Annotated in this window: 22 protein-coding genes; 11 read left to right on the top strand and 11 right to left on the bottom strand. The window is 65.0% G+C overall.

The features are described from left to right. Window positions 1-4: 4 nt before the first annotated feature. The 3 genes from BMW89_RS07035 to BMW89_RS07025 all read right to left on the bottom strand — a co-directional run bounded on the left by BMW89_RS07035 (window position 5) and on the right by BMW89_RS07025 (window position 5980). A complete protein-coding gene (locus BMW89_RS07035) occupies window positions 5-1699 on the bottom strand; it encodes an alpha/beta hydrolase (RefSeq protein ID WP_177195884.1) in 1695 nt (564 codons plus the stop codon). An 18-nt stretch (window positions 1700-1717) separates the two neighbouring features. Further along, window positions 1718-4237, bottom strand: coding sequence for a GAF domain-containing protein (locus tag BMW89_RS07030; protein WP_092024054.1), 2520 nt, complete (start codon window positions 4235-4237; stop codon window positions 1718-1720). A gap of 108 nt (window positions 4238-4345) precedes the next feature. After that, on the bottom strand, window positions 4346-5980 hold the full coding sequence (locus tag BMW89_RS07025) for a thiamine pyrophosphate-requiring protein (protein ID WP_092024052.1): 1635 nt from the start codon (window positions 5978-5980) through the stop codon (window positions 4346-4348). A 238-nt stretch (window positions 5981-6218) separates the two neighbouring features. On the opposite strand from BMW89_RS07025, the gene BMW89_RS07020 reads away from it, so the two are divergent. Then, on the top strand, window positions 6219-6626 hold the full coding sequence (locus BMW89_RS07020) for a nuclear transport factor 2 family protein (protein ID WP_092024050.1): 408 nt from the start codon (window positions 6219-6221) through the stop codon (window positions 6624-6626). 58 nt (window positions 6627-6684) lie between these two features. On the opposite strand, the gene BMW89_RS07015 is transcribed toward BMW89_RS07020, so the two are convergent. The 8 genes from BMW89_RS07015 to ku all read right to left on the bottom strand — a co-directional run bounded on the left by BMW89_RS07015 (window position 6685) and on the right by ku (window position 13392). Further along, the gene (locus BMW89_RS07015) at window positions 6685-7077 is read right to left on the bottom strand and encodes a hypothetical protein (protein ID WP_092024048.1); all 393 of its coding nucleotides are present in this window, start codon (window positions 7075-7077) and stop codon (window positions 6685-6687) included. Window positions 7078-7220: 143 nt separating this feature from the next. Then, window positions 7221-8816, bottom strand: a complete 1596-nt coding sequence (locus BMW89_RS07010) for an MBL fold metallo-hydrolase (protein WP_092024046.1) — start codon at window positions 8814-8816, stop codon at window positions 7221-7223. Continuing rightward, window positions 8813-9733, bottom strand: coding sequence for a ribose-phosphate pyrophosphokinase (locus BMW89_RS07005; protein ID WP_092024043.1), 921 nt, complete (start codon window positions 9731-9733; stop codon window positions 8813-8815). The genes BMW89_RS07010 and BMW89_RS07005 overlap by 4 nt, the downstream gene beginning before the upstream one ends. Next, a complete protein-coding gene (locus tag BMW89_RS07000; RefSeq protein WP_092024042.1) occupies window positions 9730-11271 on the bottom strand; it encodes a thymidine phosphorylase family protein in 1542 nt (513 codons plus the stop codon). Before BMW89_RS07000 ends, BMW89_RS07005 begins: the two co-directional genes overlap by 4 nt. A gap of 152 nt (window positions 11272-11423) precedes the next feature. Next, on the bottom strand, window positions 11424-11588 hold the full coding sequence (locus tag BMW89_RS06995) for a Flp family type IVb pilin (RefSeq protein WP_092024039.1): 165 nt from the start codon (window positions 11586-11588) through the stop codon (window positions 11424-11426). 188 nt (window positions 11589-11776) lie between these two features. After that, window positions 11777-11959 (bottom strand): hypothetical protein, encoded by a 183-nt coding sequence (locus BMW89_RS06990; RefSeq protein ID WP_092024695.1) that lies wholly within the window; start codon window positions 11957-11959, stop codon window positions 11777-11779. 151 nt (window positions 11960-12110) lie between these two features. Next, window positions 12111-12347, bottom strand: a complete 237-nt coding sequence (locus tag BMW89_RS06985; RefSeq protein WP_092024037.1) for a hypothetical protein — start codon at window positions 12345-12347, stop codon at window positions 12111-12113. 58 nt (window positions 12348-12405) lie between these two features. Further along, window positions 12406-13392 (bottom strand): non-homologous end joining protein Ku, encoded by a 987-nt coding sequence (gene ku, locus BMW89_RS06980; protein ID WP_092024035.1) that lies wholly within the window; start codon window positions 13390-13392, stop codon window positions 12406-12408. A 234-nt stretch (window positions 13393-13626) separates the two neighbouring features. Here ku and BMW89_RS37780 point away from each other — a divergent pair, with 234 nt between their 5' ends. From BMW89_RS37780 to BMW89_RS06935, 10 genes are all read left to right on the top strand, one after another. Beyond that, on the top strand, window positions 13627-13782 hold the full coding sequence (locus tag BMW89_RS37780; protein ID WP_177195883.1) for a hypothetical protein: 156 nt from the start codon (window positions 13627-13629) through the stop codon (window positions 13780-13782). A 231-nt stretch (window positions 13783-14013) separates the two neighbouring features. Next, entirely contained in the window at window positions 14014-14685 is a 672-nt protein-coding gene (locus BMW89_RS06975) for a response regulator transcription factor (protein ID WP_092024693.1), read from the top strand. Window positions 14686-14777: 92 nt separating this feature from the next. Continuing rightward, the gene (locus tag BMW89_RS06970) at window positions 14778-16154 is read left to right on the top strand and encodes an ATP-binding protein (protein ID WP_092024691.1); all 1377 of its coding nucleotides are present in this window, start codon (window positions 14778-14780) and stop codon (window positions 16152-16154) included. Window positions 16155-16314: 160 nt separating this feature from the next. Next, a complete protein-coding gene (locus tag BMW89_RS06965) occupies window positions 16315-17721 on the top strand; it encodes a hypothetical protein (protein WP_092024034.1) in 1407 nt (468 codons plus the stop codon). A 99-nt stretch (window positions 17722-17820) separates the two neighbouring features. After that, window positions 17821-18090 carry a hypothetical protein gene (locus tag BMW89_RS06960; RefSeq protein ID WP_092024032.1) on the top strand — a complete coding sequence of 90 codons (270 nt, stop codon included), beginning with the start codon at window positions 17821-17823 and terminating at the stop codon, window positions 18088-18090. Between the two features lie 131 nt (window positions 18091-18221). After that, entirely contained in the window at window positions 18222-19337 is a 1116-nt protein-coding gene (gene ccmI / locus BMW89_RS06955) for a c-type cytochrome biogenesis protein CcmI (protein WP_092024689.1), read from the top strand. 37 nt (window positions 19338-19374) lie between these two features. Further along, complete coding sequence (gene ccmE / locus BMW89_RS06950; RefSeq protein ID WP_092024030.1) at window positions 19375-19884, top strand: cytochrome c maturation protein CcmE; 510 nt, start codon at window positions 19375-19377, stop codon at window positions 19882-19884. Continuing rightward, entirely contained in the window at window positions 19881-21860 is a 1980-nt protein-coding gene (locus BMW89_RS06945) for a heme lyase CcmF/NrfE family subunit (protein WP_092024028.1), read from the top strand. Before ccmE ends, BMW89_RS06945 begins: the two co-directional genes overlap by 4 nt. Window positions 21861-21864: 4 nt before the next feature. Beyond that, a complete protein-coding gene (locus tag BMW89_RS06940) occupies window positions 21865-22347 on the top strand; it encodes a cytochrome c-type biogenesis protein (protein ID WP_092024026.1) in 483 nt (160 codons plus the stop codon). A gap of 107 nt (window positions 22348-22454) precedes the next feature. After that, a complete protein-coding gene (locus BMW89_RS06935) occupies window positions 22455-23798 on the top strand; it encodes a methyl-accepting chemotaxis protein (RefSeq protein ID WP_092024024.1) in 1344 nt (447 codons plus the stop codon). Window positions 23799-23804 lie beyond the last annotated feature (6 nt).

The following is a 23804-nucleotide window of genomic DNA, read 5'->3' as shown; positions in this document are numbered from 1 at the left end:
CGCTTCACCCGCCGCGATCGGGATCGTCGTCGGCGCTGCCGGTTTTCCGCGCTTTCGCCGCAAGCTGCTCCTTAAGCATCGCCAACGCGTCGGTCGACCAATCCCGGACATCGGTCACGGCAACCCAGGCATCGACGTAATGCTCGGGCGCGTAGACATGACCGAAGCCCATCGGCGTACCATTCGCCATCCCCATGTCGAGGGCGAGCTGAAGCATGGTGACGATCGGATACCATCCAAGCTCCGGTGAGACATCCGGACCGCGCGGCGCCGCCATCCACGCCGGCCGCCGGTAGGCATCCCGGTAATTGAAGAACGTGATCGCGTCGCTGGCATATTGCAGATAGACGATTCGCATCGGGCCCCAGGGCACATCTGCCGACACGGTGGCTCCGTTCTGGTTCATGAACCGCACGAAGCGACTGTTGCGGAATTCCGGCAGCCAGGCCGGCGAACCCGGATTGCGGCTCGCGGTGACCGAACGCCAGATGCGGCTCTCGAACGGCGGTCCGCTCCACACCGCGCCGGCAATGGGATCGCCGATCGTCTCGAACAGCTCCGCGGACTTTTCCGAGTTCATGGCGCCGAGGCTGAGCCCGTGCAGATACAGTTTTGGCCGCTTGTCCTTCGGCAGCGTCGTCCAATAGCCGTAGATTTCCGCAAACAGCGCACGCGATGCCTCGGCGCCGTATTCCGGCTGAAACAGCAGCGACAGCGGGCTGTTGAGGTAGGAGTATTGCATCGCGACGCTCGCGATGTCGCCATGGTGGAGATATTCGACGCTATCCATCGCGGACGGATCGATCCAGCCGGTGCCGGTCGGCGTGATGACGATCAGGACTTTGCGCTCAAAACCGTGCTGACGCTTGAGCTCGTCCAGCGCCAGCCTGGCGCGCGCTTGCGCCGTGCCGGCGCCGCCGAGGCCGACATAGACACGCACAGGCTCCTGCGCGGCCTGTCCCGTCACGGCGCTGATCTCGGCCGCGGCCGGACCCGATACAATGAATCGGCGTCCCGTGCGTCCGAGCTCATTCCATTTCACCAACGATGCCGGGCTTCCCGTTTTCCCCGGCGCCGTCGGCTGCGGCCGCTCGGGCTCGAAGACGGCATCGAGCTCGCGGAAGGACGAATCGAGCGCGTTGAACGCCGTGCTGACCAGGACATTGCTGGCGATCGCCCAGAACAGCAGGGCTGCAACCAGAACGCCGATGACGTTTGCGATCCTCTGCGGAATGAAGCGCCGTTTGCGTGCGGCAAGGAAGCGGGCGATCAGCACAAACAGCCGCCCCAGCATCAGCAGCACTGCGAATGTGATCAGGGCGATGACGCAGACCTTGAGCGGATGCGCGGTGTCGACCGGCGCCATCTTCATCACAGTGCGGATCGAGTTCTGCCATTCGGCGGCCTGCCGCAGAAAGATGATCGCCACCAGCAGGCAGCCGGTCACGGCCAGCGCATTGGCGCCCGACCTTGCGCGCGCCGAGGGCTCGGGCAGTTCGAGATAATGCCACAGCCAGCGCCACAGGATGCCGGCGAGATAGCCGATCGCAAAGCAGGCGCCGGCGAGGGCGCCCTGGGTGAGGTAGCTGCGCGGGATCAATGTCGGTGTCAGGGCGGCCGCAAAGAACAGCGCGCCCAGCATGAGGCCGACGCCGGAGAGCGAGAGGAGTTGTCGCCGAACGAACCACGCCAGATTCATGAAAGCCCCCGAGCGGCGCTATTCTCTGTTGTCTGAAAAATTGCTCTTGCGCGGCAGTAGAATCGTGAACTCCGTGAACGCACCGGGCTCCGTCGCGACGTCGATCGCGCCGCCATGCTGCTTCACGACGATGTCGTGGCTCATCGACAATCCGAGGCCGGTGCCTTCGCCGGCCGGCTTGGTGGTGAAGAACGGATTGAACATCTTCGCCTTCACCGCGTCCGGAATGCCGGTGCCGTTGTCGCGGATGCGGATCTCGACACTGTCGCCGCGGTCGCGGGTCGTGGCTGTCACCACCGGCTCGTAACTGCCAGCGCCGTTGTCCGCCTTGCGTTTCGCCACCGCATGAAACCCGTTCGAGATCAGGTTCAGCAGCACCCGGGTGATCTCCTGCGGAAACACTTCGGCAGAGCCTGCCGAAGGATCGAGCTCGCGCTTGAGTATCACGTCGAATTGTGGCTTCTCGGCGCGCGCGCCGTGATAGGCGAGGCTGAGGCTTTCCTCGACCAGCGCGTTGACGTCGCTCTCCCGATGCTCGCCGCCGCCTTCGCGCGAATGCAGCAGCATGTTCTTGACGATGGAGTCGGCGCGCTTGCCGTGCTGCACGACCTTTTGCAGATTGTCTTTCAGCAGTCCCGTCAGTTCGTCGACTTCGCTGCGGACATCGTTCGCGAGCGGAACGGGCGCCAGCACCTCGTTCAGCTCGTCCGTCAGCTCGGCGGAGAGCGCGGCGAAATTGTTGACGAAATTGAGCGGGTTCTTGATCTCGTGCGCGATGCCGGCGGTGAGCTGGCCGAGCGAAGCCAGCTTCTCGGTCTGCACCAGCCGGTCTTGCGCTGCGCGCAGATCGTCGAGCGATTTGGCAAGCTCGCGCGTGCGGTCCTGCACCTCGTTGAATAGCCGCGTGTTCTCGATCGCAATCACGGCCTGGTCGGCAAAGGTCTTGAGCAGGCTGGTCGCCTTCTCCGGGAAGGGGCCCGCCTCGGGCCGTGTCACGCCGATGGTGCCGATCGCAACGCCGTCGCGCAGCATCGGGATCACGAGGATGCTGCGATAGCCGCGCGTTCGCGCCAGTTCCCGCATGGCCTCGGTGAGGTCGGGCTCGTTCTGCATGTCGCTGCGGAATGCGAACGCGCCGCTCGTCGCAACCCGGCTGTGAATGCCTGACGACGATAGTGGCACGGGGAACGAGCTGAGCAGCTCTTCGTTGCCCGCCTCGACGTCGGTGGTGAAAGCAGCAAGATGCAGCATGCCGTTGATGACGCGGGTGACGGTGGAGGAATGTCCGCCGACCAGCGCCTTGGCGCTGTCGGAGATCGCCTGGAATACCGGCGTGACGTCCGCTGGTGAGGCCGCGATCACCTTGAGAATGTCAGCGGTCGCGGTCTGCCGTTCCAGCGCTTCCCTGGTCGTATTGAACAGGCTGACATTCTTGATCGCGATCACGGCCTGGTCGGCGAAGGTTTGTAGCAGCCGCACATGATGCTCGCCGAAAGTTCCGGTCGCGCGCCGCGTCGCAATGATGACGCCGATCGCCTCGCCCTCGCTCATCAGGGGCGTGAACAGCATGCTGCGAAAGCCGCGAGCGCGCGCGATGTCGCGTGCGGCTGGTTCGAGCTCTGTGTCGGGCAGTTGCACTGCCGTGCCATCGGCCACGAGCCGATGGGCCGGAAATTGCGCGAACGGCACCGGGAATGAATCCTGGAGTGCGCGGTCGCCAGCGGGATCGCCAGGCGTGAACGCCGCAAGGTGCGCGGCGCCGTCGATATAACGCAACACCGCGGTGGAGAAGCCGCCAATCAGCCGGTTGGCGTTGGCAGCGATGGCGTCGAACACCTGCCGTACGTCAGAGGGCGAACTCGCCAGCACCTTCAGAATGTCGGCGGTCGCGGTCTGCCGTTCTAGTGATTGGCGCGTCTCGTTGAACAGGCGCGCGTTCGCGATCGCGATCGCGGCCTGGTCGGCAAAACTCTGTTGCAGCGCCATCTCGTCATCAGTGAAGGGCGCGAGACGGTCCCGGTAGACGATCAACGCGCCGATCGCCTTGCCTTCGAGCCGCAGCGGCGAGCCGGACATCGAGCGCGTGCCGGCGGCGCGAACGTGAGGAAGGCCGGGCCAGTCGGCGATGTCAGGATCGACATTGTCGACATCGGGGACGTGAACCTGGCGGTTCTCGGCGACGATCGTGCCCGGCATGTTGCGGCCGCCGATCCTGAGTTGGGCGAGTGGCACGCCGGCGCCGACACGCTGTGCACTTTCGCCGACCCGGATGACCTTGGACCAGCCGTCGCCTTCGGCAATGTGAATGGTCGCGCTCGGCGCGCCGAACAGATGCATGGTCGCTTTGGCGATCTGTTGCAGCGAGCCATCCGCATCGCCCGAGGAGTTCGCGATGGTGCGCAGGATCTCCGTGCTGGCATTCTGCCGGTCGCGCGCCATCGCGAGCTCGGCTTGCAGCTGCGCGTTCTCGGCCGCAGCCGACTGCAATTGCCGTTTGAGCTCGTCGATCCCGGCGACATCGTTGGAAGAGGTGGTCATTCGCAATCCGGCTGGATGCCGCGACACGCGCGGCACTCATCCGGATTATCACATCTCCGGCGGCTGGAGCCAGCGTCCGCGGCGGTGGATTTGCCGCCGAAAACCGGCTCAGGTTCCCGGCCGCGACACTTCGGTCTCCTTGCTGGTGATGAACTCCAGCAGCACCGGCACACCTTCCTTCGTCTTCTGGATGCCGCGCTTGATCGCAGGGATGATGTCCTCCGGCTTGGTCACGCGCTCACCATAGCCGCCGAAGGCGCGCGCCATCGCGGCGTAGTCGCCGGAAATGTCGGTCGAGCGATATTTCTCGGTCGAGATCGGCATCACCTTCAATTCGATCGCCATCGAGAAATTGTTGAGGAGGATCGACATGATCGGGATGCGCTCGCGCACCGCGGTCTCGAAATCCATGCCTGTGAAGCCAATCGCCGCATCGCCCCAGACATTGATGCAGAGCTTGTCGGGCTTTGCGAGTTTTGCGCCCATCGCGAGCCCGAGGCCGTAGCCGAGCTGCGTCGTCTTGCCCCAGCCGAGATAAGAGAGCGGCTCCACAGCTTTCCAGAACGGCGAGAGCTGGTCGCGCGGGCTGCCGGCATCATGGGTGATGATGGTATTCCTGATGTCGACGGTGTGTTGCAGGTCCCACAGCACGCGATAGGGGCTGAGCGGCGCGTCGTTGCTGGTCAGCTTCGGCATCCATTTCGCCAGCCATTCCTTGTGCGAGGCCGCGATCTCGGCTGCGACCGCCGACGCGTCGCGATCCCCAGTGACCGTCTTGCCGATCTCCTCCAGCAGCGCATCGAGCACGAGACCGGCATCGCCGACGAGACCGATCCTGGCCTCCACGTCCTTGTTGAGATGGTTCGGGTCGAGCGTCGAATGGATGATGGTTTTTCCTTTCGGCATCGCGATGCCGAAGCTGGTCTCGGTGAAGGAGCAGCCGATGCCGAAGATGACATCGGCCTCAGCAAGGAATTTCGGGACCGCGCGCGGCACCGCAAGACCGCCGGAGCCGAGCGAGAGCGGATGCGTTTCCGGAAACGACGATTTGCCGCCGAGGCTGGTGGTGACGGGAATCCCGAGCCGCTCCACGAGCTGCTTCAGCTGCGGCCATGCCTGCGCGTAATGCACGCCCTGGCCGGCGTAGATCACCGGCCGTTTTGCGTTGACGAGCAGGCTGGCCGCCTCCTTCACATGTACGGGGTCGGCGCCGTAGCGCGTGCGCAGCACCGGTGTGTAGTTCAGCGGCTCCGGCACCTCCTCGTTCCACATGTCCGCGGGGATCTCGACGATCACGGGCCCGCCGCGGCCGTTCTTCAACTTGGTGAAGGCGCGGCGAAAAATGTTGGTGACTTCAGCGGCGAGGATGATCGGCTCGGAGGATTTCGAGAACGCCTTCATCGCCTCGCTGGAATTGAAGTTCGGCTCGATATGCGCGAGCCGGCGCTGATAGCCCATCGGCAGCACCAGCACAGGCACGGATTCGCCAAAGCACTGCGCGACGCCGCCCATCGCGTTCTCCGCGCCGGGCCCGTGCTGCATGCAGAACGCGCCGATCGTGCGCCCCGACGTCACCCGCGAGATCGCATCCGCCATGTGCACGCCGACGCGCTCCTGCCGCACCATCACAGGCCGGATCTCGGCCTTCGCCGCATGCTCGATCAAATGGTTGACGGGATAGCCGCAGAGGATCTCGATCCCCTCGCGCCGCATGATTTCCGCAATGGCGGTGCCGAGCTTCATGGCGTCTCTCCCTGGCAAGGCCGGTTGGTCCCGGCTGGTTTGGAGGAGAGAGGATCAGGAAATGCCGGGGCGGTAAAGTGTGGGTTCTCGCGTGCGCAGGTAGGTCTGCCATGCAGTCCGGCCTCACTCGGGCCGCCGGCTCAGGAGGCCGTCATGGTCCGCCGTGCAAGACCGATGGTTCGGCAGGAATTTTGCAACGCGACGCGTGAACGCCAGGCAGAATTCCTTTGGAGGTGACATGAGCGATAGCGTGAGCGCTCTCTTCGATCGTTGGGAGCGGGTTTGGCATGAAGGCCAATATGGCCTGATCCCCGATTGTGTGGGGTCGCATTACATCCGCCACGACGAGAAGGGCGACCGGGCCGTGACGCGCGGCGAATACACCGCGGAATTACAGGCCGTGCATAAGGACCGCCCCGGAATCCGCGTCGTCGTGTATGATCATTCCTTTACGGCCGATCGCGCCTGGTTCCGTTTTGCATTGGTCTGGCCTGATCCCGCGACCGGCGAGAAGCGCAGCCGCGCCGGCATGCAAGCCTACCGTATCGAGGACGGCAAGCTGGCCGAGACCTGGATCACGATGCTTGGTCTTGGCACTACATGGGCTGACGAACCGCAGAAACGATGGACGTGCCGAAAGGGCTGAGGGCAGACGCGGAAGATGGTTCGGGCACAACCGGTTGGCTTCATCCGTGCTACGATCGCTACTTGCAGTTTTTGCAGATCGTCAGCTTTTGTTTCAGCGCCTCATCCACCTGATCGAGGCCATTCACATCCGGATTGGAGCTGGAATTGGATTTGGAGCCCCTTGCCGCGCGGGACCTCGCAGGCGGCGTCACCGGACTTGCGGTGTCATTGTCGTCGACAGCGCTGAAGCCATCATAGTCGGCTGCTGGGTTCGGCGCTTGTGGAAGACCGCCGGTCGGCGGCGTCCTGTCGGACGCTGCCGGGGAGTTTTTGGCGGTCGCCCGTGGCGGCGATGCCTTGGGTGGAGCAAGCGAAACCGGCGGCGCGGTCGAGGTCTGTGCCCTCGCGCCGTCCTGCGGCGAGATGCCAACAAGAATGAGGCTAACAGCCATGAGCGTCGCGATTCTCATCCGCATCCTTCAGACGGTTTGGGTTCGACCATTCATAGCACCGCAGCTCGGACGGAGCCAACGGGTCAAAACACGCCGTCTCGCTGCGCATGCAATGACGAGATTGAGGAGGCATCTCGCCACGAACGTCGTCCGCTGTCCTGCTACGCCTTCTCCTGCAACGCCCGCCGTAGCCTGCGGATGATGACGCCGCGGGCGCGGTCGTCGGCGGCGGCTGCGACCTTGTCGCTGATGTCGAGCATCAGCTCCGACATCTCGTTGTGCCAGTCCAGATGCGTGACGGCTTCGGGCGTGAGGCGACGGCGATGGTCGACGTCGAGGACGCGCGGCTCGGCGGTCTCGAGCTCGTAGATGTCGTCCAGCAAGGGTTGATGGATTCTTGCGGCCGGAAGAATGCGTTCGGCCAGCCGCTCGGCGAGACTGGCGATCGCGTCCTGCTCGCCGTGAGTGAGAAACAGTCCGCGCGCGATCGGGCGGCGCGCCGCGATCCAGCCGGCGATGCCCGCGGCGTCTGCATGTCCGGAATATTCGTCGATCATGCGGATGCGGGCGGCGACCCTGATCTCCTCGCCCTGGATGCGGACGCCCTTGGCGCCCTCCTGGAGGAAGCGGCCGAGCGTGCCATGCGCCTGGAAGCCTGAGAGCAGCACGGTTGCGCGCTCGTTCCACAGCCAACGCTTGAGGTGATGGCGGATGCGGCCCGCGTCGCACATGCCGCTGGCGGCGATGATGATGTGAAAGCCGGTCAGGCGCATGATGGCCTTGCTCTCGGCAACCGTCTCGGTGAATTTGAGATGCGGCGAGTTGAGCAGACGATCGACGTCCACGCCCTGATCGAGGCTTGCGGCGTGCTGGCGGAAGACTTCGGTCGCATGGATCGCGAGCGGGGAATCCAGGAAGATCGGCGCCGCCGGAACTTCACCGCGTTCCATCAGGTGAACGATGTCGACGATCAGCTCCTGCGTCCGCTCCACCGCGAAGGCCGGGATCAGCAGGGCGCCCCTGGCGGCGGCGGCATCGCGGATCTCGCTTGCCAGATGCTGTCGGCGTTGCTCGGGCGTGGTCGCTGCGCGGACACGGTCGCCATAGGTCGCCTCGCAGATGACGTAGTCGAGGTCCACCGGCGCTCGGGGATCGGGCTGGAGCAGCTTTGCTTCCGGGCCGACGTCGCCTGAGAGCAGTACGCGCAACGGCCGCTCCGGGGCGGCCTGATCGAATTCCAGCTCGATCGAGGCGGAGCCGAGCAAATGGCCTGCGTTCCAGTAGCGCGCGCGAACACCCGGGATCACGTCGGCCCAACGCTCATAGTCGACAGGGCGGAACGATTGCAGCGAAGCGGTCGCGTCGGCCTGAGTGTAGATCGGCGTGACCTCCTTCCGCCTGCGCGCGGCGTTGCGCCGGTTCAGCTGCGCGACCTCGGACTCCTGGATACTGCCGGCGTCCGGCAGCATCCAGGAGCACAGGTCGATCGTGCCACGCGTCGCCAGGATAGGTCCTGCAAATCCCTCACGCACGAGCTTCGGCAGCAGTCCGCTGTGGTCGATATGCGCATGCGTGAGCAGCACTGCCTGGATGTCCGCGGGACGGAACGGGAAGGCGCCGTAATTGAGCTGCTTGAGCGTCTTCTGTCCCTGGAACAGGCCGCAATCGACCAGGAAGCGTCCGGTCGCGGTCTCGAACAGGTAGCTCGATCCGGTCACGGTGCGGGCGGCGCCGCAAAATCGGACGGTGATGCTCATGTCGTTGGCTCCAGCGGAAATTTCGGGTTTAGCTCGCGCCTGAGGGCCGCGGCCAGGATCTCGTCCAGGGCGATCGCGTTGGTCGGATGCGGCACGCTATCGCTCGAGCGAATGGAGCGGATGCCTGCATCGGTGAAGGCAGAGATCATAGCGGGCGGAAACAGTGCGTGGGTCACGACCGTATCCACGGCACTTGCCCCCATCGCGCGCAAGGTCCTGGCCGCGACCATCAGCGTCGTCCCGGAGGAGACGATGTCGTCGACCATCAGCGCCGGCCGCCCCGCAAGCAGGGCCGCATCGGCAAAATCGATCTCGACGGAGCGGTCGCCGCGCCGTGTCTTTCGCGCGACCGTGTGCTGCAAGCCCAGCCGCCCGGCAAGATCCCTCACCCACGGCTCGGACTCGGCATCTGGGCCGATCACGACGGTTGCGGCATCGATGCCGGCCTTCGCCAGCGCGTTTGCGATCGCCGGCATCGCGGACAGGTTTTCGGACTCGATGCCGGGAAAGACGAGCCCGATGTCGCCGGTCCGATGCAGGTGCGCATCCACGGTGACGACGCGGTCGGCGATCGACGCAAGCAGGCCGCCCATCGCACGCTGGCTGATGGCCTCGCCCGCATGAAACGCAATGTCCTGCCGCATGTAGCAGAGATAGGGCGCGACCAGGACCAGCCGCTTCGCGCCGCCGCGCCGCAGCGCCTCCGCGGCGAACAGCAGCGCAATCAGCTTGTCGTTGGGCTGGTCGAGCGCGGCATAGAGGATGGTGGTGTCTGCCGCCGGCGCGACCGTGACGCGCAGCTCGCCGTCCGGGAAGCGATGCAGGGCGATCTCGTCGCAGGCAAGCCCAAGCCGCACCGCGAGACGCTTCGCGGCCTCAGTGCCGAAGGGCAGGGTCTGGAGCGCGATCGTGCTCACGACGCTGTCTTGTCCCGGAGGGCGTCGTGACCGTTGACGGCGTAGCCGTTCTCCGCTGCGGCGGCGGAGGCCGCCAGATCGTGCTCGGGCCGATCGAAGGCGTAGACGCGATAGAGCGGCTCGCCCTGTTCGACGCGGTCGCCGATCTTCTTGAACAGGCGGATGCCGGCGCCCTTGTCGAGCGGCGCGCCGGCGGTCCGAGCGAGCCGGTTCAGCCGCAGGCAGTCGATCGCGGACACTACGCCGTCGTGCGCCGCCTTGACGTCGAAGCTGCGCGATCCGAGCTCGGCACTGCATGTCGAGGGGCCCTGGGCGTCGATGATCTTCTGCATCTGCTTCAGCGCGGCGCCGCTGTCGAGCAGCTCGCGCGCCCGTGCATAGCCGGCGCCGCCGCGCAGCTTCGGATCGTATTCCAGCAAATGGGCGGCGAGCCGCAGCGATTTCTCGCGCAGGTCGCGCGGCGCATCCCGATCGTTGCCGAGCACCGCCATCACGTCGTTGGCCTCGAGCACCGGCCCGATGCCGTTGCCGATCGGCTGGCTTCCGTCGGTCGTGATCACCTCGACGGTGCGGCCGAAGCGGTCGCCGACGAATTCGAACAGTTTTCGCAGCCGCATCGCCTCGACCGCGCCGGTGACTTTCGCTGTCGGCCCGACCGGAATGTCGATCAAGAGATGCGTCGAGCCCGCGGCGATCTTCTTTGACATGATGGAGGCGACCATCTGCTCGCGGGTATCGAGGCTCAGCGGGCGCTCGACCGAGATCAGGACGTCGTCGGCCGGCGAGAGATTCACGTGCCCGCCCCAGATCAGGCAGCCATTGCAGGCCGAGACGATCGCCTTCATTTCATCGATGCCGACATTCACCCGCGCCAGTACCTCCATCGTGTCGGCCGTGCCGGCGGGCGAGGTGATGGCGCGCGAGGAGGTCTTGGGGATCGGCAGGCCGTGCGCGGCGACGATCGGCACCACGATCATCGAGGTGCGATTGCCGGGAATGCCGCCGATGCAATGCTTGTCGACGACGACAGGAGCGGGCCAGACCAGTTGCGTGCCGGCCTGAGCCATCGCGCCGGTTAGGGAGAGAAGCTCATCGCTGGTGATGAAGCTCGCCGAACCGATCAGGAAGGCAGCGATCTCCATGTCGGAGTAGCGATAATGGGCGAGGTCGTCGATGATCGCGCCGATCTCCGCCTGGCTCAACGTTCGCCCGTGAATCTTCGCGCGCACCGCTTCCAGGCTTTCCGGAGGCGCGGCGGGCGTCACCGTGACCGGCGCGCCGACCGGTTCGGCGAAACGGCGGAAAGCGGGCTCTGAGAGTCCGATCTCGTCTCGGGCCGCCAGCGTGTCATCGTCAGTGATCAGCAGCGTCGCCAGCAGCACCTTGCCGTTCCGACGGAGTTCGACGCGGCTGAAGCCGCGGAAAATCTCAGCGCGTAGCGCCCTCGATTGCCTGGAGATGACGACGACGTTTTCGCGGCCGGTATCCAGGCGAACGCGGCGGATATTCAACTGGGAGTGCGGGAGGTCTGGATGCATGGACGGGCCTGCAGGAGGAAGCTCGGCCTCCATGCTTAACCGCCGTTGTCTCGAAGCTTTTGACCCAGATCATGGTCTGCGACGTCGGCAAACCTGCGCGCTGTGGCGACATCGGCCGATGTCAGAGGATCGCATTCGGCCCGGCAGGCCGGTTACTTCGTCGCGGCGCTGATCGAGTTGAATTTGCTGTTCAGCAGCGCGCTGCCGGTGTTGTTCACGACCGTGACGATCGCGAGCGCGACGCCGGTGGCGATCAGGCAATACTCAATCGCGGTGGCTGCACTTTCATCGGCGAGGAAGGACCTGAGCAAAGCCATCGTCAACTCCTTTTCATCCGTCCAACGTAGGCTGGTGCCGTTTTCGGAATGGTAAATTGATTCACTAACTTTTCGGGGCGCGCGCGCCAAACTGCAGGTGGGGCGGACCCGACCTCAGGCCTTATATGTTGCCATTCGTTGACTTAAGGTTTCGTCACCCAATTCAGCTGGATTTGACGCTGTCCTTCTCAGGAGCTGATGATGCGTCCAGGTGCGGCCTTGCGAGGGCGTTTCAGCACGGCGGCAAGGCGCCCGATCAGATAGCGCATGACGCGCGGCTGCAACCGCGCCGCGCTGTCGGCGAGGTGCTTGTCCTCGGTCGTATCGCTGACGAGGCCGATATAGTTCTTTCTCGCGTCCCGCTGCTGCACGGCGTGCAAACCTTAGGTTCGATCGACGGCGCGACCTTGTTGCACGCGACGGGAACCGACAGTTAATTTTGTCTTCCGTATGATTACGTGACGCCGCGCGGGCGGGAGGCCGGCGCCGAAAACGACAGTGCGTTTTAACGGATTGTTGAGGCTACTTGCGGCGCGCGTCGGCGTTGAGTGCCCGCAGCATCGCGATGCGGGCGAACGTCATCCAGCCGCCGCCGGTCTCGGCCGCGTTGATCAGGGTTTCGATCGCGGTCTGCCAATGGCTCACGTGCTGCGCATGCTCGGGCAGCTGCATGATGTGATCGGCCGCCTCTTGCAGCGTCCGCAGCTTGCGTCCGCTGGCTAAGGAAATGGGATCGTCGAATGCCGCCGACCAGGGCATGTCAGGCCGGCCGAGCGGCGAGGGGAGAGATCATTGCGCGATCGAAAGGCGCGTGCTGCTAGCCGGCCTTTTTCGTCCGCGCGGTCGCGCGCACCGGCTTGTCGGCGGCCTTCTTCGCGGTTTCCTTGGGAGCTGCTTTCGCCGCGGCATCCTTGCCGCCCTTGCCGGAGATCGGCAGCAGCATCTCGCGCTGGCCTTCGACGCGCTTCTTCGGCTTCTTGCCCTTGACGGTCTCTTTGGCGACCTTCGTTGCGGGCGCGGCGTCCTTCTCGTTCGCGATGCTCTTCTTCAGCGCGTCCATCAGGTTGATGACGTTGCCGCCGGTCTTGGGCGTCGTCTTCGCCGCGATCGGCGTGCCCGAGCGCTTCTTGTTGATGAGATCGATCAGCGCAGTCTCGTAATGATCCTCGAACAGTTCGGGCTCGAACGCGCCGGACTTCTTCTCGACGATGTGCTTGGCGAGGTCGAGCATGTCCTTGGTCAGCTTCACGTCCTGGATGTCGTCGAAATAGTCCTTCTCGCTGCGCACCTCGTAGGGATAGCGCAGCAGCGTGCCCATCAGCCCGCTCTCGAGCGGCTCGAGCGCGATGATGTGCTCGCGGTTGGTCAGCACCACGCGGCCGATCGCGACCTTGTCCATGCTGCGGATAGTCTCGCGGATCACCGCGAAGGCGTCATGGCCGACCTTGCCATCCGGCACGAGATAATAGGGGCGGATCAGGTAGCGGCTGTCGATGTCCGTCTTCGGCACGAACTCGTCGATTTCGATCGTGTGCGTGGAGTCGAGCGCGATGTCGTCGAGCTCGTCCTTGGTGACCTCGATGTACGTGTCGGTGTCGACCTTGTAGCCCTTGACGATGTCCTCGGAGGTGACCTCGTCACCGGTCTCGGCGTCGACCTTCAGGTACTTGATCCGGTGGCCGGTCTTGCGATTGATCTGGTTGAACGAGACCTTCTCGGTATCCGACGTGGCCGGATACAGCGCGACCGGGCAGGTCACGAGCGACAGACGCAGAAAACCCTTCCAATTGGCGCGGGGGGCCATGGGCTACTCCAAACGCAATAAGGACCGACTTATGAGGATACCATCGGGGAATACCGAATCATACTCGGCGGGCAGCGGAATCTTGCAACTGCGTTAACCGGCCGCCGGGCGCATGGTTGCTGCCTGATCCCCGCCAAAAGCCGGAACATCATATCCAATCACGCGTTGCCACGGGACATCACGCCGCGAGGAGGTCGCGGCCATCCGACGCGACAGCCAGAGATTGAGGTCACCATGGCAACCACGCGAGACGAACATCAGATCGTCGAAACTGCAACCGAGGCGCGCCAAGGCGAACCTGGGCCGTCGGTGGCAGCTCTGCTCGCCATCTCGACCGGGCTTGCGATCCTGATCCTCGCCGTCATCTGGTTCGTGTTCTTCCGGACCTGACCGCTAAATCAACGGGAAGGGCGGACCTTCCGACTCGCCGCATAACGCGGCACATTGCGCCCGCCATGCCACAGGCCTCGTCCGGTGGCCTGGCGGGCGCAGTCGCGTCTGTCCCGAACAAATAGTATATGACCAAAAAGTAACGCAGGCGGTTCCCCGCGTTCATATTCAGTTCACGCCGGAATTGCTCATCTGTGGCGGTGTTCATGCGGCCTATTTTTGGAGAGAAGCGTGCGCCTGCTTGTCGTTGAGGACGACCCCGATCTCAATCGCCAGCTCACCAAGGCGCTGACCGACGCCGGTTATGTCGTCGATCGCGCCTTCGACGGGGAGGAGGGGCACTTCCTCGGTGACAACGAGCCCTATGACGCCGTCGTGCTCGACATCGGCTTGCCCAAGAAGGACGGCATCTCGGTGCTGGAAGCCTGGCGCCGCAACGGCCGCACCATGCCGGTCCTGATCCTCACCGCGCGCGACCGCTGGAGCGACAAGGTGCAGGGGTTCGACGCCGGCGCCGACGATTACGTCGCGAAACCCTTCCATCTGGAGGAGGTGCTGGCGCGCATCCGCGCGCTGCTGCGCCGCTCGACCGGCCATGCCCAGAGCGAATTGACCTGCGGTCCCGTCTCGCTCGACACCAGGACCGGGCGGGTCAGCGTCTCCGGCAATCCCGTGAAGATGACCTCGCACGAATATCGGCTTCTGGCCTATCTGATGCACCATTCCGGGCGCGTCGTCTCCCGCACCGAGCTGGTCGAGCATCTCTACGACCAGGATTTCGACCGCGACTCGAACACGATCGAGGTCTTCGTCGGCCGTATCCGCAAGAAGCTCGACGTCGACATCATCCAGACCGTCCGTGGTCTCGGCTATCTCCTGACCCCACCGCCAGCAGGGGCTTGAAGTGATCTGGGCTTGACGAGCGGTCGGACAGGGGCCTTGGTCGCCTCATGACCGCCGACGCCATGCCGCCTCGCGCCCCCGGGATCATTCCGATGCCCGCCAGCTCGCTTGCGAACCGACTGTTCCTGTCGGCGACGGCGTGGCTCGTGGTGATCCTGGCCATCACCGGCGTGGTGCTATCGTCGGTCTACAAGGACGCCACCGAGCGTGCCTTCGACCGCCGGCTCAATCTCTATCTCCGCACCCTGATCGCCGAGGTTGCGACCCCAGACGAGCCGCCGGACCGCCAGTTCCAGTCGCTCGGCGAGCCGCTGTTCGATCTGCCGCTGTCCGGCTGGTACTGGCAGATCACGCGCACCGACACTGAAAAGCCGGAGGTGCGCTCCTCGCGCTCGCTCTGGGACAAGAAGCTGCCGAAACTGGATGAGCAGGGCGCCGAGCTCACCGCCGCCGGCATTCGCCTCGCTTATGTCGACGGTCCCGAGGGTCAGAAACTGCGCATGGTCGAGCGTCCCGTCGATCTCGGTGCCGACGGAAAATTCTTCGTCAGCGTTGCCGGCGACGACACCGAGATTTTCGACGAGACGCGCAGCTTCGATTATTATCTCGGCGGCACCTTCACCGCGCTCGGCATCGTGCTGCTGCTGACGACCGTGTTCCAGGTCCGCTTCGGCCTCGCCCCGCTCAAACGCATCTCCGAATCGATCGCCGACATCCGCTCGGGGCGGGCGGAGCGGCTCGAGGGCGAATTCCCGGTCGAGATCGCGCCTTTGGCACGCGAGACCAACGCGCTGATCGATGCCAATCGCGAGATCGTCGAGCGCGCCCGCACCCATGTCGGCAATCTCGCGCACGCGATCAAGACGCCGCTCTCGGTCATCGTCAACGAGGCCGGAACGCACGCGGCCGATCCTTTCGCGGCCAAGGTGATGGAGCAGGCGGATGTGATGCGCAACCAGCTCGCCCATCATCTGGAGCGCGCCCGCATCGCGGCCAGGGTCTCGATCGTTGGCACCGTGACGGAAGTTGCGCCCGCCATCGAGGCGCTGCGGCGGACCATGGAGAAGATCCATCGCGGCCGCGGCATCATGGTCGAGGCAACGGCCGATCCGTCGGCGAAATTCCGTGGCGAGCGGCAGGATCTGGAGGAGATGGTCGGCAACCTCGTCGACAATGCCTGCAAATGGGCAGCTTCCCGTGTCTTCATCGAGGTTTTGGTGGAGGCGCCCCAGCAGGCCGGCGCCGGCCCGCGCTTAAGGATCGTCGTGGACGACGACGGCCGCGGCCTGTCCGAGGCGGAGCGCGCCCAGGTCTCCCGGCGCGGACAGCGCCTCGACGAGTCCAAACCCGGCTCGGGGCTGGGCTTGTCCATCGTGACCGACCTCGCCGCGCTCTACGGCGGCAGCCTCGCGCTCAGTGGCGCGCCGATCGGGGGCTTGCGGGCCGAACTGGTGCTTCCCGGAATATAATCCTCTGTTCCCAAGGGGTTATTTGCTCTACCGGGCACCGATCCGGAGCAAAAGGCGGGCATTTGAGCCAACGTCCTCAACGGCTTCTTAAGGCGCAGCCTCCTATGATCGCGCCGGACGCATCCCATGTCCGCCATTTTACCGTGCATTACCCGGGCGCATGAGCCAGACATCGATCGAGCGGCTGAGGGAATATCTCGCGCAGCTCCCGCCGCAGGCGCAGGCGCTGCTCATGCGGGAGTTCGAGCGCGCGCTCGAACGCGGCCAGGACACGGCTGTGGCCACCCTCGTGCTCGAGCAACTGCGCAAGATCGTCCGCAAGACCGAATCCGATGAGGCCACGCCGCCGCGCACGGACGACCTGTCGCGGCTGCTGTTCCAGGCCCTGGAACCGTTCCTGGTCGAGGCGGGCGCCCCGATCCGGGTCGGACAGATCCGCCGCTCCTCGCTGCCGCCGATCTGGCAATGGCTCGGCCGTGATGGCGCCCCGGACAAGCTGAACGAATTCGAGACGGCGCTGGCGCGGATGCCGGTCGCGGACAGTACGGGGCAGGTCGAGGCCCTCGCCTTAAAGCTCCAGGCGGTCGCTGCGGATGCCATCTTCGAACTGACGGGGCCGGGCGGCGGCGACAAGTCGCGCGCGCTCGCCCGCGTCGGTCCGCCCAACGTGATCGAGGATCTCTATTCGATCGGAGCGGTGCTCCAGGTCCGGGAACCCGTCGCGACGCTGAACGAGAAGCTGCCGCGCTTCCTGCGCGCCTTCGGCGATGCCCAGATCGCCTCTGTGATGGCCGCGCTCAACATTCCCGTCCTCCAGACGCCGCAGATGCTTCCCTTCGCGCTGTCGGTCGTCGTGCAGCGGATGACCGCGCGCTGGCAGATCATTCGTCTCGCCATCAAGATTGCCGCGTCCGACGACGAGATCCGCGTCGCGGCCACGCCCTATGGCGTCGCGGTCACGATTGCCCTGCACGATTTGTCCCGCGTGGCAGCGATCCTGCGCATGGACATCAAGCGCGGTAATTTCGACACCGTCGCGGACAATCTCAAGGCGCTGCATGACGGCGTGCGCGGCCTGCGCACGGAACTCGACCTGCGCAACGATTCCGCCTGGGGCAAGCAGCTGACCTCGATCCGCGCCGACATCTCCAATGCGCTGCAATCGGAGATCGACAGCGTTCCCGGCCGCGTTCGCCGCATCCTGCGCCAGCGCCCCGAGAAGGACATTCCGCCGGGCGCGCGGATTGACAGCACCGAGGTCGAGGAAACCGCGGCGCTGATCGATTTCGTCGCGACCTGCCGCAATTACGCCAGCGAGCTCGCGATCAACGAGGTGACGCTGCGCACCTATTCCGACCTCCAGCAATATGTCGAACGCTCGACCGAGCAATTGGTGCAGGCGTTGCGCTCCGCCGATCACAAGGTCCGCACCTACAGGCAGCAGCAGGTGCAGGCCGCGATTCGCTTCTGCCAGGTGCTATTCGGCGATGATTATGCCTCGCTGATGAGCCGTGCCGCGGAGAACGCGGCGACCGGCGAGCGCAGCAAATCGTCGCGCGCCAGCTGATTCAGGCGCATATTTTCGTGATCACAATTTGAGGTTGACGCTGCCGGTGACGAGCCCTACGTTCACGGTGCAAATTTTGGAATTTCTATCTGTGGGCGCATGAAACCCGTTATCAGCTCCATCGAAATTGAAAACCGCGTCATCGTTGCCAAATATCAAAGGCTGATGGTCGGCGCGAAGATGGTGTTGGTCGAAAAGGCAAGCGGTCGGCAGCTGCCCGAGACCGTCACCAGGGTTGCATCGCCCGTTCCCGTCGGGGCGGTGCGCATCAGATTGCCCACCGCAATCGAGCCGGGAACATACTTCCTCAAGGCCTTCGACGGGCACGGCGAGGATGCCGCCCGGAGCGCGGACTTCGAGATCGGCTAAGCCGTTGGATTTCCACCGTTTCGGGACTGTGTGCGCTCGCGCCGAATTGACAATTGTCAATTGCCGCATCGTCCGGCCGTGGTGTAAAGCCACCTGTGGGCGCGGTTCGCGCGCTGCCGGAAGCTTGCCAGATGACGCTATGGTTCGTGTTCGCGCTGATGACGGTCGCGGCGATTTTCGCCGTGCTCTGGCCGCTCGGCCGCGGTGCGCGCGCGGAAAATCAGGGCAGCGAGGTTGCGGTCTACAAGGACCAGCTGGCCGAGATCGAGCGTGATCTCGCCGCAGGATTGATCGCCGCTCCCGAGGCCGAGGCCGCGCGTGTCGAGATCAGCCGCAGGCTGCTCGCTGCCGCCGCCAGCGAGCCTGTGTCGGAGCCGAAATCGAGCCTCAGATGGCGTCGCGCGGCAGCCGTGCTGGCGCTCGTCGGCCTGCCACTTGTGGCGATCGGCGTCTACATGCCGCTCGGCTCGCCTCTGCTGCGCGACTTTCCCCTGGCGCAGCGGGAGCGCGGGTCCGGCTCCGGCATGGCGCAATCGCTCGAAAACCTCGTCGTACAGGTCGAGCAACATCTCGAAAAGAATCCGACCGACGGACGCGGCTGGAACGTGCTCGCGCCCGTGCTGGAACGGCTTGGCCGTTTCGACGATGCGGTGCGGGCCTATCGCAGTTCGATCACCTATAACGGCGAGAGCGCGGAGCGCCGGGCCGATCTCGGCGAAGCCATCGCGGCCGCTGCAAACGGCGTGGTGACCGCCGAAGCCAAGACCGAGTTCGAGCGCGCACAGGCGCTCAACGCCGACGATCCCAAGGCGAACTACTTCCTCGGCCTTGCCGCCGAGCAGGACGGCCGCAAGGACGATGCCGCCAACATCTGGCGCGCGCTGCTGGCAAAAGCGCCGGCGGATGCGCCGTGGCGTCCCCTGGTGCAAACCTCGCTGGCGCGCGTCGGCGGTGGCGGCGCGACCATGCCGGCGCTCTCGGACGAGACCATCGCAGCCTCCAAGGACATGAACGCGGGCGATCGCAACGCGATGGTCCGCGGCATGGTCGAGCGTCTCGCCACGCGCCTCAAGCAGAACGGCGACGACGTCGAGGGTTGGCTGCGCCTGGTGCGCGCCTATCTCGTGATGGGCGATCGCGACAAGGCGGTCGGCGCATCGAGCGATGCCCGCCAGGCCGTTGCCAACGATGCCGCGCGGCTGAAGCAGCTCAACGAAGGCCTCAAGACGCTCGGGCTCGACGGATGATGAGTTCAGGGCGAGACGAGCAGGGAACGGATACGCCATGACGCGCAAGCAGCGACGTATGACCATCATCGGCGGCTCGCTCGCCGTGCTCGCGCTTGCGGCCGCGCTGGTGCTCAACGCCCTGCGCGACTCCATCGTGTTCTTCTCGACCCCGACCATGGTCGCCGAGAAGCACGTCGCGCCGGGAAAACGGTTTCGCCTCGGCGGACTGGTGCAGCCCGGCTCGCTCCAGCGCGGTGACAACCTTGCAGTGACCTTCGAGGTCGCCGACGGCGGCGCAAAGCTTCCGGTCGCCTTCAAGGGCATTCTGCCCGATCTGTTCCGTGAAGGGCAGGGCGTCGTCGCCGAAGGCGCGCTCGATGTCAACGGCGTGTTCAAGGCCGACACTGTGCTCGCCAAGCACGACGAAACCTACATGCCGAAGGATGTCGCCGATGCCCTGAAGAAGCAGGGGCATTGGAAAGACGATTACGGTGCCAAAGCTTCCGATGGCCTCAAGCCTTCGGCAACGACCGCGCAGGGCAACTCGCAGGGAGCGGTGCGATGATTGCGGAAGCCGGACATTATGCGCTGGTGCTGGCACTCGCGCTGGCACTGATCCAGTCCATCGTGCCGCTGATCGGTGCGCGCCTGAACGATGCCGCGCTGATGAACGTGGCGCGCTCCACCGCGCTGGCGCAGCTGCTGTTCGTCGGTGCGTCGTTCATCGCGCTGGTGACGTTGCACGTGAACTCGGATTTCTCCGTCGCCAACGTCTACGAGAATTCCCACTCCATGAAGCCGCTGATCTACAAGATCACCGGCGTGTGGGGAAACCATGAGGGATCGATGCTCTTGTGGGTCTCGATCCTGGCGCTGTTCGGCGGTCTGGTCGCGGCCTTCGGCAACAATCTGCCGCTGTCGCTGCGTGCGCATGTGCTGGCCGTGCAGGCCTGGATCGCCAGTGCCTTCTATCTCTTCATCCTGATGACCTCGAATCCGTTCCTGCGCATCGCCAATCCGCCGATCGAGGGACGCGACCTCAATCCGGTGCTGCAGGACATCGGCCTCGCCGTGCATCCGCCGATGCTCTATCTCGGCTATGTCGGCTTCTCGATCTCGTTTTCCTTCGCCATCGCGGCGCTATTGGAGGGGCGGATCGATGCGGCCTGGGCGCGCTGGGTGCGGCCGTGGACGCTGGTCGCCTGGATCTTCCTCACCCTCGGCATCGCCATGGGCTCCTACTGGGCCTATTACGAACTCGGCTGGGGCGGCTGGTGGTTCTGGGACCCGGTCGAGAACGCCTCGCTGATGCCGTGGCTTGCCGGCACGGCGCTGCTGCATTCGGCGCTGGTGATGGAGAAGCGCAATGCGCTGAAGGTCTGGACGATTCTCTTGTCGATCCTGACCTTCTCGCTGTCGCTGCTCGGGACCTTCCTGGTGCGCTCGGGCGTCATCACTTCGGTGCATGCCTTCGCCACCGACCCGACCCGCGGCGTGTTCATTCTCCTGATCCTCTGCCTGTTCATCGGCGGCAGCCTGTCGCTGTTCGCGGGCCGCGCGACCTCGTTGAAGCAGGGCGGCCTGTTCGCGCCGATCTCGCGTGAGGGCGCGCTGGTCTTGAACAATTTGCTGCTCAGCGTGGCCTGCGCGGTCGTGCTGTTCGGCACGCTCTATCCGCTGGCGATGGAAGCGCTCGACCTCAAGATTTCGGTCGGTGCGCCCTTCTACAATCTCACCTTCGCCCCGCTGTTTGCCCTCTTGCTGCTCGCGGTGCCGTTCGGGCCAATGATGGCGTGGAAGCGCGGCGATCTGCTCGGCGTCACCCAGCGCCTGCTCGCGGCGGGTGTTGCAGGCCTCGTCGCCGTCGCCATCGTCTGGGGCTGGGTGAGTGGCGGCAGCACGCTGGCGCCGCTCGCGATCGGGCTCGGCATCTTCGTTATCGCCGGCGCGGTGACCGACATCGTCGAGCGGACCGGCCTCGTGCGGTTGCCATTCGCGACAGTGCTGCACCGGGCGCGCGGCCTGCCGCGCTCGGCCTGGGGCACGGCGTTTGCGCATGCCGGTCTCGGCGTCGCGCTGATCGGCATTGTCTGCGAGACCACCTGGAACAGCGAATACATCGCGACCATGAAGCAGAACGACGTCGCCCACGTCGCCGGCTACGACCTCAAGCTCGACGGCCTGTTTTCGCGTCAGGGCCCGAACTTCCGCGAGATGATCGCCGAGTTCAATGTCAGCCGCGATGGCGAGGCGATCAGCGTCATGACGCCGTCCAAGCGCAGCTTTACCACGCGCGGCTCCTCGACCACCGAGGCCGCGTTGCTGAGCCGCGGTGCGAGCCAGCTCTACGTCTCTCTCGGCGATGCCACTGCCGAGGGCGCCATCGCGGTGCGCATCTATCACAAGCCGCTGGTGCTCATGATCTGGTGGGGACCGGTGCTGATGGCCTTTGGCGGCATGCTGTCGCTGTCCGATCGGCGCCTGCGCGTCGGCGCGCCAAAGCCGGCGCGGGCCAAGCAGCGCCTCCAGCCGGCGGAATGACCCAATGCGGCGGATGATGGCCACGATTGTCGCGCTGATGCTGCTGGCTCTGCCTGCGGCGCACGCCGTGCAGCCCGACGAGATCATGTCTGATCCCGTGAAGGAGTCGCGCGCGCGCGGTCTGTCGCGTGAGCTGCGCTGCATGGTCTGCCAGAACCAGTCGATCGACGATTCCGATGCGCCGCTGGCGCGCGACCTGCGCCTTTTGGTGCGCGAGCGCATCGCGGCCGGCGACAGCAATTCGCAGGTGCTGGATTTCCTGGTCGCGCGCTATGGCGAGTTCGTGCTGCTCAAGCCGCGCTTCGAGCGGCAGACCATGGCGTTGTGGCTGCTCGCACCGCTGCTGCTGATCGGCGGCGGTCTGGCGCTGTGGCTGCAATTCCGGCGTCGCGCCCGAAGCGGTGCAGACTTACCGGCTCCGCCGCTCACGCCTGAAGAGGAAGCGCGGCTCGCGGCTCTGATGTCGGACGAAGCGAAATCGTCCTGACCTAAGTAATGATACGTAGGCTGCCTGCCACAGCGTATTTCATGCTCTGTTGATCTTTGTCTGGAAGCTTGTCGCGAGTTTCGATTCCAGACTTTGAGCCCTCAACGATGTTCACGAACAGCAATCTGACGATCCGCTTCCTGGTCGGCGCCGTCGTCGCTGCATTATTGTTCCTGCTGGGCATCGGCGGCGGCACCGGCTTCGTCGCGGTGCTCTATCTCAACAACGAGATCACCAGCCTGTCGTCGGACTTCGCCGCGCTGAGCGGCCCCGCGCGCGATCATGCGATGCTGATCTACCAGCAGGCGCAGACGGCGTTCTCATATTTCCTGATGGCCTGCGGCGTGATCGCGGTGGTCGCCGTCGCGATCTGCCTCACCACCTGGTTCGCGGTGCGCAACGGCATCCTCAGTCCCCTGGCGGCGATCGTCCATGCGATGCGCGAGGTCGCCGACCAGAAGTTCGAGACATCAGTTCCGGGCCTCGGCGGCACCAACGAGATCGGCCTGCTCGCCGGTGCGTTGGAAGTGTTCAAGACCAACGGCATCGAGCGGCGGCGCCTGACCGAGCAACAGCTGCATGAGGCCCAACATCAGGCCGAGCGGTCGAAATTCCTGGACGGGCGGATCAAGCGCTTCAACGAACTTGTCGCCAGTGTGGTCGACAGCGTGGCGTCGTCGTCGGCGCACCTGAAGAGCAACGCAGAGTCGCTGTCGCAGACCGCCAACGACACCAGCACCAAGGCCAATGCGGTCGCGAGCGCCGCGAGCCAGGCCAGCACCAGCGTGCAGACGGTGGCGGGCTCCGCCGAGGAGATGACGAATTCGATCGGCACGATCAGCCGCCGCGTCACCGACGCGACCCAGCGCGCCGAGGGCGCAGCTGCGCAGGCCGAGAAGAGCCGCGACACCATCCACACGCTGTCTGATGCCGCCGACAAGATCGGCGAGGTCGTGCAGCTGGTGCAGGCGATCGCCTCGCAGACCAATCTGCTCGCACTCAACGCCACCATCGAGGCGGCCAGGGCAGGAGACGCCGGCAAGGGCTTTGCGGTGGTCGCTTCCGAAGTGAAGAGCCTCGCGCACCAGACCAGCAAGGCGACCGAGGAGATCACGTCGCACGTCGCCAGCATCCAGGGCATCACCGCGGAGACGCGCAGCGCGATCGACGGCATCTCGAAGACGCTGTCGGAGATCTCGTCGATCATGTCCGGCATCGAGGTCGATACCGCCCAGCAGCGCAACGCCACGCAGGACATCACCCGGAGCGCGCAGGACGCCGCACACGGAACGCTGGATGTGTCCAATCATATCGTCCAGATCACCTCGACCTCGGCCGAGACCGGGCGCATGGCGGCCGAAGCACGGGATTCCGCCGTCGACCTGTCGCAACAGGCCGAGACCCTGAAGCGCGAAGTCGACGAGTTCATCGTCAGCGTCCGGGCCAGCTAAGCCCGC

Source organism: Bradyrhizobium sp. OK095 (assembly GCF_900109945.1).
GTDB lineage: Bacteria > Pseudomonadota > Alphaproteobacteria > Rhizobiales > Xanthobacteraceae > Bradyrhizobium.
The sequence above is the reverse complement of the archived record's forward strand: the minus strand, read 5'-3'. Positions and strand labels throughout refer to the sequence as shown.

Coding starts and splice junctions, on each gene's coding strand:
- BMW89_RS07035 (WP_177195884.1), bottom strand. CDS start 1,699: ATGAATCTGGCGTGGTTCGTTCGGCGACAACTCCTCTCGCTCTCCGGC.
- BMW89_RS07030 (WP_092024054.1), bottom strand. CDS start 4,237: ATGACCACCTCTTCCAACGATGTCGCCGGGATCGACGAGCTCAAACGG.
- BMW89_RS07025 (WP_092024052.1), bottom strand. CDS start 5,980: ATGAAGCTCGGCACCGCCATTGCGGAAATCATGCGGCGCGAGGGGATC.
- BMW89_RS07020 (WP_092024050.1), top strand. CDS start 6,219: ATGAGCGATAGCGTGAGCGCTCTCTTCGATCGTTGGGAGCGGGTTTGG.
- BMW89_RS07015 (WP_092024048.1), bottom strand. CDS start 7,077: ATGAGAATCGCGACGCTCATGGCTGTTAGCCTCATTCTTGTTGGCATC.
- BMW89_RS07010 (WP_092024046.1), bottom strand. CDS start 8,816: ATGAGCATCACCGTCCGATTTTGCGGCGCCGCCCGCACCGTGACCGGA.
- BMW89_RS07000 (WP_092024042.1), bottom strand. CDS start 11,271: ATGCATCCAGACCTCCCGCACTCCCAGTTGAATATCCGCCGCGTTCGC.
- BMW89_RS06995 (WP_092024039.1), bottom strand. CDS start 11,588: ATGGCTTTGCTCAGGTCCTTCCTCGCCGATGAAAGTGCAGCCACCGCG.
- BMW89_RS06985 (WP_092024037.1), bottom strand. CDS start 12,347: ATGCCCTGGTCGGCGGCATTCGACGATCCCATTTCCTTAGCCAGCGGA.
- ku (WP_092024035.1), bottom strand. CDS start 13,392: ATGGCCCCCCGCGCCAATTGGAAGGGTTTTCTGCGTCTGTCGCTCGTG.
- BMW89_RS37780 (WP_177195883.1), top strand. CDS start 13,627: ATGGCAACCACGCGAGACGAACATCAGATCGTCGAAACTGCAACCGAG.
- BMW89_RS06970 (WP_092024691.1), top strand. CDS start 14,778: ATGCCCGCCAGCTCGCTTGCGAACCGACTGTTCCTGTCGGCGACGGCG.
- BMW89_RS06965 (WP_092024034.1), top strand. CDS start 16,315: ATGAGCCAGACATCGATCGAGCGGCTGAGGGAATATCTCGCGCAGCTC.
- BMW89_RS06960 (WP_092024032.1), top strand. CDS start 17,821: ATGAAACCCGTTATCAGCTCCATCGAAATTGAAAACCGCGTCATCGTT.
- ccmI (WP_092024689.1), top strand. CDS start 18,222: ATGACGCTATGGTTCGTGTTCGCGCTGATGACGGTCGCGGCGATTTTC.
- ccmE (WP_092024030.1), top strand. CDS start 19,375: ATGACGCGCAAGCAGCGACGTATGACCATCATCGGCGGCTCGCTCGCC.
- BMW89_RS06945 (WP_092024028.1), top strand. CDS start 19,881: ATGATTGCGGAAGCCGGACATTATGCGCTGGTGCTGGCACTCGCGCTG.
- BMW89_RS06940 (WP_092024026.1), top strand. CDS start 21,865: ATGCGGCGGATGATGGCCACGATTGTCGCGCTGATGCTGCTGGCTCTG.
- BMW89_RS06935 (WP_092024024.1), top strand. CDS start 22,455: ATGTTCACGAACAGCAATCTGACGATCCGCTTCCTGGTCGGCGCCGTC.